This is a genomic window from Chondromyces apiculatus DSM 436, assembly GCF_000601485.1.
GTDB classification, from domain to species: Bacteria; Myxococcota_A; Polyangia; order Polyangiales; family Polyangiaceae; genus Chondromyces; species Chondromyces apiculatus.
In genome coordinates, this window is sequence record NZ_ASRX01000023.1 from 118,926 (window position 1) to 134,989 (window position 16,064).

At 69.9% G+C, this 16,064-nt stretch carries 13 protein-coding genes; 5 read left to right on the forward strand and 8 right to left on the reverse strand.

What is annotated here, in order from left to right; all coding sequences use genetic code 11:
- Positions 1–229 precede the first annotated feature (229 nt).
- Positions 230–2,224, forward strand: coding sequence for a serine/threonine-protein kinase (locus tag CAP_RS16750; protein ID WP_044241720.1), 1,995 nt, complete (start codon positions 230–232; stop codon positions 2,222–2,224).
- A gap of 34 nt (positions 2,225–2,258) precedes the next feature.
- On the opposite strand, the gene CAP_RS16755 is transcribed toward CAP_RS16750, so the two are convergent.
- The 7 genes from CAP_RS16755 to CAP_RS16785 form a co-directional block, all read right to left on the reverse strand.
- Positions 2,259–2,648, reverse strand: a complete 390-nt coding sequence (locus CAP_RS16755) for a DUF4150 domain-containing protein (protein ID WP_044241721.1) — start codon at positions 2,646–2,648, stop codon at positions 2,259–2,261.
- 10 nt (positions 2,649–2,658) lie between these two features.
- Positions 2,659–3,303, reverse strand: coding sequence for a DUF3540 domain-containing protein (locus CAP_RS16760; protein ID WP_044241722.1), 645 nt, complete (start codon positions 3,301–3,303; stop codon positions 2,659–2,661).
- A 33-nt stretch (positions 3,304–3,336) separates the two neighbouring features.
- Positions 3,337–4,383 (reverse strand): pentapeptide repeat-containing protein, encoded by a 1,047-nt coding sequence (locus CAP_RS16765; protein WP_044241723.1) that lies wholly within the window; start codon positions 4,381–4,383, stop codon positions 3,337–3,339.
- The gene (locus tag CAP_RS54985) at positions 4,380–7,022 is read right to left on the reverse strand and encodes a DUF2169 family type VI secretion system accessory protein (RefSeq protein WP_044241724.1); all 2,643 of its coding nucleotides are present in this window, start codon (positions 7,020–7,022) and stop codon (positions 4,380–4,382) included. The genes CAP_RS16765 and CAP_RS54985 overlap by 4 nt, the downstream gene beginning before the upstream one ends.
- Positions 7,023–7,121: 99 nt before the next feature.
- On the reverse strand, positions 7,122–7,604 hold the full coding sequence (locus CAP_RS16775) for a hypothetical protein (protein WP_044241725.1): 483 nt from the start codon (positions 7,602–7,604) through the stop codon (positions 7,122–7,124).
- A gap of 14 nt (positions 7,605–7,618) precedes the next feature.
- Positions 7,619–10,039: a type VI secretion system Vgr family protein gene (locus CAP_RS16780; RefSeq protein ID WP_044241726.1), complete on the reverse strand. Its 2,421-nt coding sequence runs from the start codon at positions 10,037–10,039 to the stop codon at positions 7,619–7,621.
- 297 nt (positions 10,040–10,336) lie between these two features.
- Positions 10,337–11,245: a LysR family transcriptional regulator gene (locus tag CAP_RS16785; protein WP_231511528.1), complete on the reverse strand. Its 909-nt coding sequence runs from the start codon at positions 11,243–11,245 to the stop codon at positions 10,337–10,339.
- A 67-nt stretch (positions 11,246–11,312) separates the two neighbouring features.
- On the opposite strand from CAP_RS16785, the gene CAP_RS16790 reads away from it, so the two are divergent.
- From CAP_RS16790 to CAP_RS16810, 4 genes are all read left to right on the forward strand, one after another.
- Positions 11,313–12,287, forward strand: a complete 975-nt coding sequence (locus CAP_RS16790; RefSeq protein WP_081864965.1) for a DODA-type extradiol aromatic ring-opening family dioxygenase — start codon at positions 11,313–11,315, stop codon at positions 12,285–12,287.
- Positions 12,288–12,706: 419 nt separating this feature from the next.
- Positions 12,707–13,525, forward strand: a complete 819-nt coding sequence (locus CAP_RS16800; protein WP_044241730.1) for a GNAT family N-acetyltransferase — start codon at positions 12,707–12,709, stop codon at positions 13,523–13,525.
- A gap of 64 nt (positions 13,526–13,589) precedes the next feature.
- Positions 13,590–14,636, forward strand: coding sequence for a threonine ammonia-lyase (locus CAP_RS16805; protein WP_197041209.1), 1,047 nt, complete (start codon positions 13,590–13,592; stop codon positions 14,634–14,636).
- 10 nt (positions 14,637–14,646) lie between these two features.
- Entirely contained in the window at positions 14,647–15,516 is an 870-nt protein-coding gene (locus CAP_RS16810) for a TauD/TfdA dioxygenase family protein (protein WP_044241733.1), read from the forward strand.
- Here CAP_RS16810 and CAP_RS16815 read toward each other — a convergent pair.
- On the reverse strand, positions 15,495–15,998 hold the full coding sequence (locus tag CAP_RS16815; protein ID WP_044241734.1) for a hypothetical protein: 504 nt from the start codon (positions 15,996–15,998) through the stop codon (positions 15,495–15,497). The two genes, CAP_RS16810 and CAP_RS16815, sit on opposite strands and share 22 nt — an antisense overlap.
- Positions 15,999–16,064 lie beyond the last annotated feature (66 nt).

Sequence of the window (16,064 nt, forward strand, 5' to 3'; positions counted from 1 at the left end):
GCCCGCGCGCCCAGGGCCGGGGGCCCCGCCAGCCATGACAGCGTAGGAACTCCTGCCTGGCGGCGCTCCTCGTGCCGGGTGAGGCGCCCAGGGAGACTTCCGGGCGTGTAGGGACCAGGCACGGGCATCCATCGCGAAGGATACCCTGAACGGACCATCGGCTGGAGGCCAAACCCCTGACTCCAGCCGTCTTCAGCCCGCCCTCGACCTGCGATACGACAATCCTTGCATGGAGCTTCGGCCCGGGATCCGGATCAACCGCTTCACCCTGGAGGAGCCCCTCGGTCACGGAGGGCAGGGGGAGGTCTGGAAGGTTACCGACCCTCTCGATGGCGGCGCCACCCGCGCCCTCAAGATCTTCTTTGTCCCCGACATCGAGCGTTCGGCCGCCGAGCGCGCGCGCCGCGAGGCCCGCGCCATCCGCAACATCACGCATCCTGCCCTCATCCCGTGCCGCGAACTGTTCGAGGACCCCAGCCAGGATCTCCTCGGCCTCGTCTTCGACTACCAGAGCGGCCAGTCGCTCGCCGAGGTCGCCGCCGGCCCGGGCCTCGGCCAGGGCCACCGTCGCGCCATCCTCGGGCATCTGGTCGACGTCCTCGCCCACATTCACGACCGTGGCGTCGTGCACCGCGACCTCAAGCCGGCCAACATCCTCGTCACCGACGCATTCTGGGACGCGCCCCGCGCCCCTGGAGCGGTGAAGCTCCTCGACTTCGGCATCGCTGTCCCGGCTGGCAACCCCCATCCACTCACCACGTCCGGCGGCTTCATCGGCACCCGCACTTACCTCCCTCCCGAGATCCTCCTCCCCGGCTTCTGGCCGGTGAAGCCTCAGGAGTTCGGGCGCGACCTCTTTGCTCTCGGCGTCGTCGCCTGGGAACTGCTGCTCAGGGCCCACCCCACGGGGCTCCCTCGGGAGACCTTGGGCCCCGACCTCGCCAAGGCCTACAAGGATGCCCACGACGGCAAGCGCCCCTGGCCCCCGCTCGGCATGGAGGAGCCCTGGGGCACCGCCATCCGCGCGTGTCTCGCCCTTGACCCCGCCGATCGTCCTGCCACGGGGGCTGCCGTCCTCGCCCTCCTGGAGGCACACGGGGCGTTCGACACCACCCCCCTCCCTGGCGCCTCGGAGCGACGCTCCTCTCCGCAGCCAGAGCCCTCCACACCGCGGCCTCATCCCCGCGCCTCGCGCCCGCGGGTATCGACTCCCTCGCCTCCCCCCAGCGCGCTGCCTGCCTCCAGGCCCGCCACACCGGTCATCACCGCCCCTTCTTCGCCTCCGATCAGCGCTCCCCTATCCGGGCCTCGTGCATCCCGCCCGACGCCCACCCCCCTGCCATCCGCCCTGACGGACACCCGCGACTCGACCACACCCATGCCGGTGCCGCCCGTGCGCCTCTCCACGCCCGAACCCACCCTCGAATCGGCGACTGTTCGGACACCGGACCGCCCCGCGCGCCGCGTTCATGCCGCACTTGGCGCCGTGCTCGTCCTGGGGGGCACGGCTGTTGTCGCCGCGTGGATCGTCGCGCCGGAGCGGTTCCGCGGGCCGTCCTCGTTCACCGGGGTCGGCTCGGAGACGTCGACACGCCAGTCCTCCGCGCCGCCGCCCTCGCCAGCGATCGGCACCGCTCTGCCGGCTTCAGGATCCCTGGAGCCCACGTCGTTGCAGCAAGACTCTCCCGAGCAGGCCTCCGCGGTGACCGCCGACAGCGCCACCTCCTCGACCCTTCTCGTGCTGCCAGCGCCTACCCCATGCTGCCAGAGCGACGGGAAATGCAGGTCCGGTCGTTCCTGCACGATGCACATGAAGGACTGCGAGGCCGTGTTGCCGGAGCGCTCCTGGTGGTTGCTCCCTGTCGTCGTGCACGACTGGAGCGACGGGACCAGGAGGGACATGGCGGACACGCAGCCCGAGGCCTCGATCTGCATCAGTGACCGCCGTTCCCCGCGGGAGAGGCAATGCTGGCGCATGAAAGACATCGCGCGCAGGGCCGTGCGTCCGGAGCAGCGGATCGCGGTCAAGACCTCCGCGCTCAGCGGAGGCGGCCTGGCGTTCACCGTCGAAGATGCCAAGGGGAAGCCGATCCTCCGCGGCACCAGCGAACAGTATCTGCAGATCCAGCGGACGGCCCTGTGTGGCAGCCTGAGCCTCAAGATCGAGCGCGCTCACGAGGGAGAGCGTATCGCTTCGCTCGCCGTCTACCTCCAGGATCCCTGACGGTCCCCGACCCCGCCCGCCGACGGCCTCATTGTCAGGGCGCGAGCAGCAGCACCTTCACCTGGCTCGGCACCACGGACACGGCGGGGCAGTTGGTGGAGTTGGTGATGGTCATGCTCGTCAGGCGCGTCGCGGGAATGCCCCCGGCGAGCACGGTGAACGCGGCGGTCACGTGGCGGGACGGGCCCATCACCATCCCGGAAGCCACGCCCAGCGCGACGCCGGTGTTGTCACCGTTCGTGAGCGGCACCGTCGTCGCCATGTTGTGCGCCGGCGTGCACATGAACAGCACGTTGTAGGCCGCAGGCACGCCCATCGGCTGGGCGGCGATGTTGGGGTAGGGGATGGGGACCGGCACGGGGGGCGTCAGGCACACGTCGGGGAAGCCCACGGACATGCCCATCATCTGCGAGTTCGCGAACATGGTCGTCCTTTCAGCCCAGGTGGATCTGCGAGCTGTCGATCTTGGTGAGGGCCGCGCTGTTCATCAGCGTGGTCTCGGACTTCACGACGTAGGCGGCGCGCGCCTCGACCTCCACGTACTCGGCGCGCACCGTCTCGGAGCGGGCGATGAAGCGGTAGGCCCGGTCGAGGCGCTGCACCAGGCGGCTGGCCACGGTCTCCACCGACTGCGCCACGGTCTTCACCCGGTCCACCTGCGCGGTCACCTGGTCGCCGAGGTAGTTGAGGACCCCGATCGAGGCGTCCGCGCGCTGCGATGACACCCGCGCCGTGCCTGCGGCGAGCACCGCCTCGCCAGGCGTGAGCATGTCGATCCCGTCACGCCCGCTCACCGTCACCCGCCCTGAGGCCGCGGCGATCTCGAGATCACCGTCGGCGGAGAGCCGCGCGGGGGCCTCCTCGTCGCGCTCCAGCACCGCGAGCACGTGCGAGCCGCGCTCGTGGTGGGCCAGCAGCACCAGGTCGCCGAGCCCTGGATCGAGCAGGCAGCTCGCGGCGCGCCGCGCCTCGAACTCGCCGGAGCCCGAGCGGACGCGCAGGACGCGACCCGCGATCCCCGTGACTGTGGCCGCCTCTTGCGGCGGTAGTGCGAGCTTCCTGGCCAGGTTGTCTCTCATCGTTGCCTCCGGGTCTCCGCGACGGTGATCGTATCAGCTCTCCGAGCGCTTTTCGGCCTCACGCTGCTCCTCGTCATCCCCGAGCGCCTGAGACCGGTTCGTGAACCGCGTGTCCTCCTCGCGCGTCCGGTGGAAGCGCGTGCGGAACAGCTTGCAGTGGGAGAAATCTGCCCTGGTGAGATCGGCATGCGAGAAGTCGGCATAGGTCAGATCGGCGTGGGCAAAGACCGTCCCGGTGCAGCGCGCCTTGTGGAAGATGGCCTGCACCGCGCTCGCCCGTTCCAGGCTCGCCCCGTCGAGGCGCGCCTCCACGAAGAGCGCCTGATCGAGCTTCGCGCCGATCAGGGTCGCCCCGCTCGCGTCGGCTTCCACGAACAGAGCCCGCCCGAGCTCCGCCTCATCGAGCTTCGCGCCGGCGAGCGTCGCCCCCTTGAAGCTCACCTGGGCGAGCTTCGCGCCCCGCAGATCGCAGCCCGAGAGGTTGGCCTCCATGAGCTGCGTCAGGGTGAGGTCCATGCCGGAGAGGTCCTGACCGTGCAGATCGCTGCCGATGAGCAGGGCCCTGTGAAAGCGCGCCCCGCGGAGGCGCGCCGTCGACAGCGCCGCCTTCAGGAACACCGTCCCGAGGAAGTTTGCCCCCTCGAAGTCCGCGCGCGCGACCTCGGCCTCCACGAGCGCCGTCCGGTCGAGGTTCGCGCCGCGCAGGCTCGTGGCCTCCAGGCGCGGCTTGATCAGGCTGGCGATGGTCAGGTTCGCCCCGTCCAGCGTGCCCTGCGACAGATCGCACTCGACCAGGCTCGCGGCGACGAGATCGGCATCTTGGAGCCTGGCCATCAGGAAGGTGCAGCGATCCCAGGTGCCGTGCCGCATCCGCGCTCCTTCGAGCTGCGCCCCTTCGAAGTGGCAGTCGGAGAACACCGACTCGTGCAGCCTGGCGCCCCGGAGGTCGGCGCCGCGGAAGGAGACGCGCTCGAACAGGGCGCCGGAGAGATCGGCGCCCCGGAGATCCAGGCCCCCGAGGTCCGCCTCCAGGACCGGCTCGGCCTTCTCCACGTGCTCGAACAGCTCTTCTCTGTTCATGACCTGCGCCTCGGGAACAGGGTCCGCACCACGTGGGCGCCCTGGAAGCTCGTCCGCGTATCGCCCACCGCGCCCATCAAGTTGGCCCGAAACAGGTTCGCGCGCTGGAACGACGCTCCGGCCGTCTTCGCGTTCTGCAGCATCGCTTCCATGAGGTTCGTGTCCGACAGATCGGCCTCGGTGAGATCCGTGCGCATCAGCCGCGCCCCCTTCAGGTTCGCCCCGGTGAGCTTCGCGCCGCGCAGGTCGGACTCGCTGAGGTCGCAGCCTTCCGCCTGGATCCTGGCGAGGTTCGCCCCGGGGAGGAGCACCCCGCGCAGGGTGGACGACCCGAGCTCTGCGTCCGAGAAGTCGGCCTTCCCGAGATCGCACACCAGCACGAGGCGCAGGTTCCGCGCCCGCACCCCCCGGAATGACGCGCCCCGCGCCTGCACCTCCACGGCCCCCGTGCCTTCCAGGATGGCCTCGGCGAAGCTCGCGCCTGCCATGCGGCACCGGAGCAGCGTCGCCTTGGGCAACCTGGCGCGGTCGAAGACTGCCCCTTCGAGATCGCACTCGTAGAAGAAGACCTCCTCCGCGATCACCCCCGTGAGGTCCGCGCCTGGGAGCCGCGCCTCGAACAGGTCGGCGCCGCGCAGGTCCGCGCCCCGGAACTTCGCCTGGGCCAGCTCGCCCCGGTAGAGCACGGCCTTCTCCAGGCGCGCCCCCTCGAAGTCGGCCCCCCTGGCCAGGATCTCGCCCAGGTTGGCGCCCTGCAGATCTGCCCCCGCGAACCGCACCCCCTCCACGTTGGCGCGCACCAGCACCGCCCCCGTGAGGTCTGCGCTGGCGAGCGAGCACCCGCGCAGATCGGCCCCTTCGAGCAGCGCCTCTTTCAGGGAGGCGCGGGACAGATCGAGCCCGCTCAGGTCCGCGCCGGTGAGGTCCCAGCCGGTCATCGAGGTGCCCGCTGCCCGCGCTTCCGACACCCGCCGCCGGAGCGCCTCGCGCGCCTCGTCGGGCAGCGCCCCCGCGGGCGTCATGTGGTGCGCCAGCGTGCGGTAACTGACGAGCCCCGCCTCCTCCAGCTTGCGCAGCTTCGCGATGAAGGCCGGGTCCTCGATCTGCGCCTCGAACGCCTCGATGGGCGCCCCGAGCTCCCGGGCCGTGGCCGCCGTCTCGCGCATCCGGTCGAGGTGCTCGTCCGCGCGGAACTTGGGGGGACCGCCCCCTTCCTTCTTCGCGCGCTCCAGCACCTCGTCGAGATCGAGCCCGTGCTCGGCGAGTTTCTGGCGCGCCTGTGCCAGCGACTCTTCCTGCTTCGCCTTGGCCTCGGCCTCGATGCGGTTCGCCTCCTGCTCCACCTGCGCCATGTACTCGGGCAGCTCGTCGAGCTTCGGCGGCGCCTCGGCGGGCGGCACTTCCCGGGCGATCCCCAGCTCATCCGGGTCCTTGCCGAGGGCCCGCACCGACAGGCGCGCCTGGTCCAGCTCGCGCTGCGCCCTCTCCCGCGAGCGCCGCTCGAAGACGCCCTCGCGCTGGAGCAGGTCGCCCATGTCGCTGATCGTCTCGTCCGGGAGCGCCGGCGCCGCCGGATCCACCTCTGGCAGGAGATCGCGATCGCGCAGCGCCACGAGCAGCCCCTGCTTCTTGTCGAGGCGCTGCGCGTGGATCGCCTGGTAATGCTCCACCGGCCGGGGCGCCTTGCGGTGCTCGAAGGCCCCGAGCAGGCACTTCACGTCCGCGGCGTCGTCCGTCTCGATCCGCGCCACCCCCCGGAAGATGGCCACCATGCGCCGGATGTTCGGCAGCAGCACCAGCGTGTCGAGGCGGGTCGAGACCTCCTCCAGCGCGCCGGCTTCCGTACCCCGGGCGATGAAGCAGCGCGCGGTGAGGTGCGGGACGTGGCTCTTCAGGATCGCGGCCTCGGGGTGCAGGTGCTCGACCTCGATGGCCTCTCCGCCCTGGAAGAAGCCGGGGAGGCGCTGATCGAGCGGGGCCACCATGAAGAACTCCGGGTCGAGATCCCTGGCGAACCCCGGGAACTCGTTCTCCAGCCACGCCGCGTCGTACGTGCCGCTCTTCGTGCTCCGCTCGGGCGCGGTGGGGTCGAGCAGCCCGAACCCCGCGGGCGGCGGCCGATCGTTGGGCGACTTCAGCAGATGTCGCGGATCCTCCACCTGGGGCAGCAGGTGCACCTTCTCGCCCTGCACCTCGACGGGCGCGATCCCCATCCCCGCGAGGTTCGCCGCGTACCCCGGCCCCCCGAAGGCCTTGTCCCACCCGAGCGTCAGCTCCGTGAGCGGCTCCGGCTCGCTCGGGACGCCGCGCACCCAGCGGCGCTTCCCCACCACGAACACCACCTTCTCAAGCCCGCCGACCAGCACCCGGGCGCGGAAGACGGGGCGGGGTTGCCCGCCGGGCGCGAAGGCCTTGCCGAAGACGAGCACCTCGCCGCGCGGCTTGGGCAGCACCTCGTCGAGGGCCACATCCTTGCCGAGCTGCTTCGGGATCTCCTGCCACATGGCCACCTCCGGGAGCGGCAGCTCCGGGGCGTCGAAGGGCAGGTAGGCGGTGAGGCCGAGGGCGAGGAACCGCTCCTGGCGGATCTCGAACACGCGCTGCAGGACCGACAGTCGCTGGGGTTTGATGACACGCACGGGCTTGGGCTCAGGACGTTGGAAAGAACGTCGGAAAGAACGTCGGAAAGCGTTGCTGCCGTGGCGCGGGGACCTGCCCCCGCGCCGCTTCGGGGCACCTCACAGGGTGTCCCACAGGACCACGAGGCGCTTCGGATCCATGGGGTCCACGCGCACGGGCACCGTCGCGCCTTTGAGGAGCCGGCCGAGGTTCGCCTGGTTCACCGGATCGCGCACCGTGACCCGCGTTCCCCCCTCCACGTCGAGCTCGACCTCCATGAGCTGCATGGGCAAGGGCCCGGCCTTCACCTGGATGCCGAGGGGGCGCACGTCCACGATCACGGCCCTCGCCGCCCGCCCCGATTGCAGGAGCCGCGCGCGCTCAGGGTCCTCCGCGCCCGTCGCCCGGCGCATCGCGTCCAGCATGCTGTTCGCGCGCGCGAGCTGCGCCTGCGCCTGCGGATCGCCCGCGTCGGCCCGTGCCTGCAGCCGGCGCATGTCCCACGAGGGCTTGATCAGGAACCAGAAGATGCACCCCGCCACGATCAGGATGACGATGGCCGGAATGGCGACGGACATTCCGACGGCGAGCTTCTCCGACATCGGGGCTCCGGCTCTCAGCTCAGGACGTGGACGCCCGAGAGGTGGTAGCGCAGCGCGCTCATCGCGAGGCGGGTGGGGAGCTGGCTGATCTTCGCCGCGCCCGTCTCGATGGAGGTCGGCCTCACCGTCACCTCGACCGCCGCGTTGATGGTGAGCGACGCCCCGTACTTGAACGCGAGCGCCACGCCCCCGGTGATGTCGAGCTTCGCCGCGTACGTCGCCGTGAACGCCCCGGAGAGCTCCAGGGTCGCCTTGCCGCCCACGAAGAGGCCCACGGACGCGCCGAAAGCATTGGTGTTCGAGAGGCCGAGGAAGGTGTCCGACTTGAAGCCGCTCGTCACGTTGACGTTGTTCGACACGAAAAGCTTCTTGAACGGCCCGTAGGTCTGCAGGGTCTCGGAGCCCTTGACCTCCTTGCTCACGTTGCCGTCCACGGTGAGCATCATGTTCGACTTGACCTTGACCTCGCACTGGTCCTGGGTCTCGATGGTCAGCTTGCCCTTGCTCTTGATGTCCGTGGTTCCGCTCACCGTGTCGATGAGCGTGTTGCCGGAGTCGATGAGCGCCGTGTAGTCGCCGGTCTGGACCTGGGTCTTGAAGTTGCCGGTGCTGACCGTCGTCGTGGTGTCACCCTTGACGTTGGTGGTCATCTTCCCCGCGTCGACGTCGGTGGTCAGGTTGCCCTCGATCACGTGGAGCGAGGTGTCCTTCAGCACCGTGGTCGCCGAGGTGCCCGAGTCCACGAACAGCTCGTGCTTCCCACTCTCGACGTGGGTCACCCAGTTGTCCTTGATCTTGGCGTCCCACGACCCGCCGCCGTTCTGCCCCACCCGGAGGTCGAAGTTCTTGCCGGCGTCGAGCAGGGTGTTGTCGTCCGTCTTCACGATCATCTCGTGCTCGGCGTTCGGTGAGCCCATGCGCAAATGGGTGTTCGAGTAGGGCGTCGACAGGGTGATCCGCTGCTGCCCGGCGCGGTCCTCGATCTCGAGCCGGTTCCGGCCCCCGGTCTGGAGCACGTTCTTCGTGAAGTTGCCGCTGGTCACCGGGCTCGGCGTGAGCGCGTTCGGCACCACCCCGGAGATCACCGGCCGATCCGGGTCGCCCCCGAGGAAGCTCAGGACCACCTCGGTGCCCTTGCGCAGCGGGAAGTGGAACCCCTCGATGCCGCCGCCGTGCGGCTGCATCATCCGCACGTAGGTCGACGCCTTGCCGCTCTTCAGCGAGCTCTCGTCGAACCGGAACTTGATGTTGTAGCGCCCCTGGTCGTCGATCTGCGCGTACTCGCTCTCGGCCGCCCCATCGACGACGCCGTTCTCGTAGCCGTAGATGCGCGGCCAGGCCGTCCGCGAGGGCGCGCGGAACTGCGTCTTCGCCGGGATGGCCGTCAGCTCCACGAAGTAGACGTCCTCGTGCTCGATGCCGAGCAGCTCGCGGAAGCTCGACATGCCCACCGCCTGGTTGCCGTGGTGCCGCGCCTCGATGGTCAGGTAGCTCGCGTTGAGCGGCGCGCGCGGGTGCTCCTCCAGCTCGAAGACGTACCCCGAGCGGAGGTGGAAGCGCGTCCCCCCCGCCTGGAAGAGCACCTGCTGCGCCAGCATCTCCTCGGCGCGCATCTTCGCCAGCTTGTCGCCCGCCGAGGGCGTGAAGAAGCGCTCCCCGTAGAGGCTCACCTCACCCACCCCCTCCGCCGAGACCCGCGCGGATCCCGCCACGTTGAGGTTCGGCCGGGCGTAGTCGTGGTCCCGGAGCTTCACCATGGAGGGCAGCGTGGCGTGCCGGTAGGTGAACGAGCGGAACGAGGGCCCCGCGCTCCGGTCCTGCCCCACCTGCGGGTAGTAGCGGACCGCCTTGCCGATCACGTCCTGCTCGTAGGTCCTCTCGTCGCAGAGGATGAGCTTCTCGCCGTCGGGTCCGTGCTCGAAGAAGTAGAAGATGCCCTCGCGCTCCATCCACCGCGAGATGAAGTCGAGATCGCTCTCCCTGTACTGGCAGATGTGCTCCTCGACCTCGTACGTGTCGAGGCGCAGCTCGTAGTCGCTGCCGCTCAGCCCGTTGTCTTCGAGGATGGCCTCGATCACCTCGGGGACCCGCTGCTTCGTGAAGATGCGGCTGTGCCGGGAGAGGCTGAGCAGCCAGAGCTTCGGCACCAGCACCGCCCGGAAGAGCGACTGCCCCTCGGCCTCGTGGAGCAGCTCCACGCTGGCCAGGATCCCCGAGAACACGAACGGCGGCAGCGCGTCCGTGGTGCGATCGATGGTCAGCGTCGCCTTCGCCCCCATCGCGTCGGCGAGGTCCATCGCGTCTCCCTCGTCGTTCCTGAGCACGAAGGAGATGTCGAACTGGTAGGGACGCGAGATCGCTTCCACCCCCCGGAACGCGACGACGCGGGTCGTCGCCGGGAGCACGCTCGACGTGATCGTGATGAGGTCGCTCATGGCCATCCTTCCAAAGCGGGGCGTCTCCAAAGCGGGGCGTCGCCGAAGCGGGGCGCCATCCAGGCCACGACGCGCGGTGAGGTGCGGTGACCGCATCACGCGCGCGATGCCTGAAACGAAGGGGCAACCTAACATCGTGAAGCGCTTACCGGAACCTCCTTCGGCCCTGCGAACATCACTTTGCAGCCCAAACCAAGCCCTTCAGAGGTGCTCGGCACCACGCCACTCTCGCGGCATGGACCGCGCGACCGGCGCGCGCGGCCATGAAGTGCGCGTTTCCTGCCCAGACCACCCCGATCAGCCCGCGAGGAGGAGCGTCGCAAAATGCTCCACCAGGTACTCCCGGAATACCGTCACCTTCCGGGGGACGTGCTGCGCTGGCGGGTGCACCACGTACAGCGCGCCCGAGGGTACCGACACCCGCGGCAGCACATGCACCAGCTTCCCCGCGGCCACGTCCTCCCGCGCCAGGAAGGTGGGCAGCACCCCGAGCCCGAGCCCCGCCTTCACCGCCTCGTACACGAACAGGATGTCGTCACCGATGATCTGCGGCTTCCGCCGTGGCGACGGCAGTGGCGCTGGCAACTTCCCGCCCCGGTGCGACACCCACTGGTGCTCGGCCGTGTCCCCCGCCGTCTTCGGCGTCCCCGCGCGCGCGAGGTACGTCGGCGCTCCGAAGAGCTGCATCTCCAGCTTGCTCACCATCCGCGCCACCAGCGACGAGCTGGAGAGCCGCTTCCCCGACGCCCGCAGCGCCACGTCGAAGCCCTCCTCCACGAGGTCCACCATCCGGTTCGTCAGCCGGACGTCCACCTGCACCGCCGGGTAGCGCCCCGCGAACCCCGCGAGGATGCGCGGCAGGAGCACCGCCCCCACGTCGCTCGCCGCCGTCAGGCGCAGCTCCCCGGACGGCATCTCCCCCTGCTCGGGCAGCGCCCCGAGCGCGTCCCCGATCGCCGAGAGCTGCGGGGCGAGCCGCGCGTAGAGCGCCGCTCCCGCCGTGGTCAGCGCCACCTGGCGCGTGGTCCGGCTGAAGAGCTGCACCCCGAGCGCCCGTTCGATGGCGGCGATGCCCCGGCTCACCGACGACCGACGCAGCCCGAGCCGCGCCGCCGCCGCCGCGAAGCTCGACGCCTCCGCCACCGCCAGGAACATGGGCAGGAGGTTCAGATCGATTGGTGCGCGCCGCGCAACAGACTGGACCATCCGAGATATCTACCGCACCGCCCGTGCCAGCCCCATGCTCTCCGGGTCACCCCAAGGAGAACGCGCCATGAGCCCCGAACCCGAAGAAGGCCTCACCCGCCGCCGCGCCCTCGTCGCTGGCCTCGCCGGCGCGGCCACCCTGGTCACCCTCCAGAGCCTGGACGGCGAGCCTGCCCAGGCCGGGGCCAACGGCTCCAGCCCCAGGCCCGCGACCCCCGGCCGCCTCCCCGTTGCCTTCGTCCCTCACGGCGGCGGCCCCTGGCCCTTCGTGGAGATGGGCCTCGACCGCGCCGAGGTCGACAGCCTCGCCGGCTATCTCCGCTCCGTGGTCTCCCTGCCGAAGACCCCCCCGAAGGCCGTGCTCGTCATCTCTGCACACTGGGAGGAGCCCGTGCCCACGGTGATGACCGCCACGCGCCCGCCCCTGTACTACGACTACTACGGCTTCCCGCCGGACTCGTACACGCTCACCTGGCCAGCCCCTGGCGACCCCCGCCTCGCCGCCCGCGTCCGGGAGCTGCTCGGCGCCGCCGGCTTCCAGACCGCCGAGAACGCCGAGCGCGGCTTTGACCACGGCACCTTCATCCCCCTCAAGCTGACCTACCCGGAGGCCAGCGTGCCCACGGTGCAGCTCTCCCTCAAGAAGGGCCTCCACCCCGAGGAGCACCTCGCCATGGGCCGCGCCCTCGCCCCCCTGCGCGACGAGGGCATCTTCATCATCGGCAGCGGCATGACCTACCACAACATGCGCGGCTTCCGGGACCCGCGCGCCATCCCCCACGCCGAGGCCTTCGACGCCTGGCTGCGCGACGCGGTGACCCTCGACCCCGAGGCGCGCGACCGCCGCCTCGCGGAGTGGTCCCAGGCCCCCGCGGCCCGCCTCGTCCACCCCCGCGAGGAGCACCTCCTGCCCTTGATGGTCGTCGCCGGCGCCGCCGGCAGCGACCGCGGCACCACCGCCTACAACGCCACCTTCATGGGCCTGCGCCTCTCCGCCTTCCACTTCAGTACTGGTACTGCGTACGGCGAATCAGGGGCCTAGCGGCCCCTACGCTCCCGTTGGTCACTACCCTTCGTGCCCGAGCGAGGGTGGCTGAAGGACGACATCGGGAAGCAGAAGACGCGCCCCTTACGCTCCCGTTGGTCGCTACCCTTCGTGCCCGAGCGAGGGTGGCCGAAGGACGACACCGGGAGCAGAAGACGCGCCAGTTGCGCTACTCCTGCGCAAGCTGGCAGAGGCACATCGTCCGCGCGTCCGCCGGACACCCGGCGGCGACGATGCGGCGCGCCATTTTCGCGGCCTGGCCCATCGCTTGCTGGTCCCACCCGGCGACACGAAGGGGATATGGTGAGCCTACCCCGACCAGGGCAACGCCCGGGGTCGTCACCGCACCCGCAGCGAACCCGAAGAGGGCCATCGCCGGTCCACGCGACGTTGCCGAGGAACAGTCACAGGTCTCCATGCTGATCCCGGTCGAGGCCTCGGAACGCCCTCAGCTCCTCACGCTGTTCGGGCCCTCTTACCCGAACCTGGCCTTCGTCCACGCCGTCCTCCAGGGCAAGCTCCCCGGGCAAGCGTGGGCGCGGTTCCAGGGGCAGGCTGCGACGGCGTGCCTGATCACCACCAGCGCGCCGTTCTGCTTCGCTTCAGGCGACGTCGACGAGGCCACGCTCGGAGAGATGCTCCAGCTCCTCGCGGCAAGGCCCCCCGTCAAGCTCATCTACCCTGCCGCGCCGACCGCGCACCCACGCGCGTCTGACGCGTTCGGCGCGTTCGACGCATTCGGCGCGTTCGACGCGTTCGACGCGTTCGATCATGGATTCGCGCCAGCGAAGCGCCTCCAGTTCAGCCACGCGCACCCGCAAGACGGGGAGCGCCTCCTCGTGGAGATCCCCGGGCCGTACAGGCTCGCGGCGATCGATGAGGCCCTGTTCGACGCGATCCTGTGGAAGGACATGGTCCTCGGCATCTACGGCTCTCCGGCGCATTACGTGCGCCACCATTTCGGGTTCGCCTTGCTCCACGAGGGGAGGGTCGCCGCCGAGGCGCACGGCGTGGTGGGCGGCGACCTGGTCGAACTCGGCGTGTTCACGCACCCGGACCACCGCCGCCAGGGCCTGTCAGTCCTCCTCGGCGCCCAGATCGCCAGGCACGGCGCGCGCCTCGGGTTGCGGATGGTGGTCACCTGCGACGCAGACAAGGTGGCCAGCATCGCGATCGCCACGGCCCTCGGACTGCGTCGTGACTTCTCGTACGGAATCCTCGATCTGCCGCGCTGAAGAACAGCGCTCGTCGCCGGGGCGCGAGGACTCCGGCACCCGCCTGAACCACTGGATGATGATGATGGAAACCACGCATGAAGGCCCCCACGAACTCTCGCTGGACAACGCCGCCCGGGCCCGCCAGCTCATCGGCGCCTCGATCTGGCGAACACCGCTCCTCCGCTCGAAGATCGCCCTCGGACCGAGCCACGGGGGCGACATCTACCTGAAGTGCGAGAACCTGCAGGTCACTGACTCGTTCAAGCTCCGGGGCGCCCTCAGCGCCGTCCTCCACTACCGGCGCTTCCACCCCGAGGCGTGGGAGCACATGAAGGAGCACGGCGTGGTGACGTGCAGCTCCGGCAACTTCGCGCAGGGGCTCGCGTACGCCGCCGCGCGGCTCTCGCTGGAGGTCACGGTGATCGCCCCCGACACCATGCCTCCCTTCAAGCTGGAGCGCATCACCCACCACAACCCGCGCGCCAGGGTCATCCTCGTCCCTTACGAGCAATGGCGCGAGACCATGGTCTCGGACTGCTACCCAGGGCTCCCCGGTTTCTTCATCTCGCCCGAGCACGACGATTACGTGAGCCTCGGCAACGCCACCATTGCCCTGGAGATTCTCGAAGACCTCCCCTCGGTCGATTGCATCCTCGTCCCCTTCGGCGGCGGCAACCTGGCGTACAGCATCGCCTCGCTGCTGCGGCACGCGCACGCCAGCGTGCAGATCTACGCGGTGGAGGTCTCGACGGGCGCGCCGCTCTCGGCCTCCGTCCGGCGGGGCAAGCCGGTGGAGGTCGACTACACGCGCTCTTTCATCGACGGCATCGGCGCGAGCTTCGTCATTCCCTCCCAGTTCCACCGCGTCAAGGACGTGCTCTCGGGCATCCTCACGGTGACCCCGGAGGAGGTGGCCGACGCCCTGTCGCGCCTGGCCTTCTTCGACAAGATGCTGTCCGAGGGCGCGGGCGCCGCGGCGCTGGCAGCGGCGCTCCAGTACGCGCCCGAGTACGGCTGGAAGAGCCCTTGCTGCGTGGTCAGCGGCGGCGTCATCGACCCGACCACGCTGCTCGCCATCCTCGGATCCGCCACCACCCAGCGCAGCAGCGCTACCACCGCACTCGCGTAGGAGGAGCACCATGGAAGCCGCAGTTCGCATCGAGCCGGTCAGCCTGGCCCTGGGCGCCAGGGTCCACGGCGTCGACCTCTCCCGGGAGATCACGGAGGAGACCTGGGCGCGCATCAAAGCCGCCTTCGCGCAGCACAGCGTGCTGATCTTCCCGGCTCAGGAGATCACCATCGACCAGCAAAAGGCGTTCGGGCGCAGGTTCGGAGAGCTGCTCGTCCACGAGCACCTCTTGCCCTTCACGGTGGCGGGGCACCCGGAGTGCATGGCCCTCCACAACAATGCGCAGAAGCCGCCCGGGCTCAATGAGTGGCACACCGACAACAGCGGCTGGCCGGAGCCACCGCGCGCCACCATCCTCCACGCAAAGATTGTGACGGACCTGGGCGGCGACACGCTCTTCTCGAACATGTACCTGGCGTACGAGGCGCTCTCCAGACCGATGCAGGCGCTGCTCACCGGGCTCTCTGCGGTCCACGATGTGAGGAAAGCGTTCGGCGCGGATTACGCGAACCTGCAGCGCTCGCTCAGGAAGAGCGGCATCGATCCGGTCGAGAGCTTCAGGCACCGCGAGCCCGTCGTGCACCCCCTGGTGAGGACCCACCCGGAGACCCGGCGCAGGGCGCTCTACCTGTCGGCGCCTTACGTGACGCACATCGAGGGGCTGAGCAGGTCCGAGAGCCGGGCGATCCTCGACCTGCTCTACCGGCACATCGAGACGAGTGAGTTCATCTACCGCCACCGGTGGACGAAGGGCGACCTCGTCATCTGGGACAACCGGTGCACCCAGCACCTCGCCGTGGCGGACTACTACCCGCAGGAGCGGCTGATGCACCGCATGAACGTCGCGGGGGAGAAGCCTCAGCTCGACCCTGAGGCCTGAGCCGCGTCCGGGCCTGCATGCTGCCCGGCCTCGGCGTTCCTGCGCCGCGTCTTCCAGCCCTTCTTCGCCGCGGCAGAGCGGTAGGCCCGGGTCTTCGCGTACCGCGCCAGCACCTCCGGATGCTCCTTGCCCCGCCGCTCCACGGAGGCCGCGATCATGGCGATCTGCCGCTCGCGCTTGTCGGCGAGGTGATGCCGCGTCTCCGCCACCATCTCCGCCAGCTTGGCGAGCGGCGCGAGAAACCTGTCGAGCTGCGCGATGCGCTCGTTCATGGTGGTGAAGGCGACGAACTCCTCCTCGGTGATGCCCCCCTTACCGCCCCACGCGGTCTGGTGGGCGACGAGCTCCATCAGCACCTCCTCGATGCCCGGCTGCTCCTTGCGCAGCCCCCGTAGCTCGCGCGGGGTGAGGTCCACCAGGTAATCGAGCGCGCGCGCGTCGATGTGACGATCTCCGACCTCGGGATCCGTGGGCGTTCCCATGCTGTCCTCTCTCTCTCCGCCTGACTGGCTCCCCCCCTGCGCGCTGGAACCGCTCCACCGCGGAGA

What these genes read in the sequence shown, in the direction of transcription:
- CAP_RS16750 (WP_044241720.1), top strand. Translation starts at nt 230, where the DNA reads ATGGAGCTTCGGCCCGGGATCCGGATCAACCGCTTCACCCTGGAGGAG.
- CAP_RS16755 (WP_044241721.1), bottom strand. Translation starts at nt 2,648, where the DNA reads ATGTTCGCGAACTCGCAGATGATGGGCATGTCCGTGGGCTTCCCCGAC.
- CAP_RS16760 (WP_044241722.1), bottom strand. Translation starts at nt 3,303, where the DNA reads ATGAGAGACAACCTGGCCAGGAAGCTCGCACTACCGCCGCAAGAGGCG.
- CAP_RS16765 (WP_044241723.1), bottom strand. Translation starts at nt 4,383, where the DNA reads ATGAACAGAGAAGAGCTGTTCGAGCACGTGGAGAAGGCCGAGCCGGTC.
- CAP_RS16775 (WP_044241725.1), bottom strand. Translation starts at nt 7,604, where the DNA reads ATGTCGGAGAAGCTCGCCGTCGGAATGTCCGTCGCCATTCCGGCCATC.
- CAP_RS16780 (WP_044241726.1), bottom strand. Translation starts at nt 10,039, where the DNA reads ATGAGCGACCTCATCACGATCACGTCGAGCGTGCTCCCGGCGACGACC.
- CAP_RS16785 (WP_231511528.1), bottom strand. Translation starts at nt 11,245, where the DNA reads ATGGTCCAGTCTGTTGCGCGGCGCGCACCAATCGATCTGAACCTCCTG.
- CAP_RS16790 (WP_081864965.1), top strand. Translation starts at nt 11,313, where the DNA reads ATGAGCCCCGAACCCGAAGAAGGCCTCACCCGCCGCCGCGCCCTCGTC.
- CAP_RS16800 (WP_044241730.1), top strand. Translation starts at nt 12,707, where the DNA reads ATGCTGATCCCGGTCGAGGCCTCGGAACGCCCTCAGCTCCTCACGCTG.
- CAP_RS16805 (WP_197041209.1), top strand. Translation starts at nt 13,590, where the DNA reads ATGGAAACCACGCATGAAGGCCCCCACGAACTCTCGCTGGACAACGCC.
- CAP_RS16810 (WP_044241733.1), top strand. Translation starts at nt 14,647, where the DNA reads ATGGAAGCCGCAGTTCGCATCGAGCCGGTCAGCCTGGCCCTGGGCGCC.
- CAP_RS16815 (WP_044241734.1), bottom strand. Translation starts at nt 15,998, where the DNA reads ATGGGAACGCCCACGGATCCCGAGGTCGGAGATCGTCACATCGACGCG.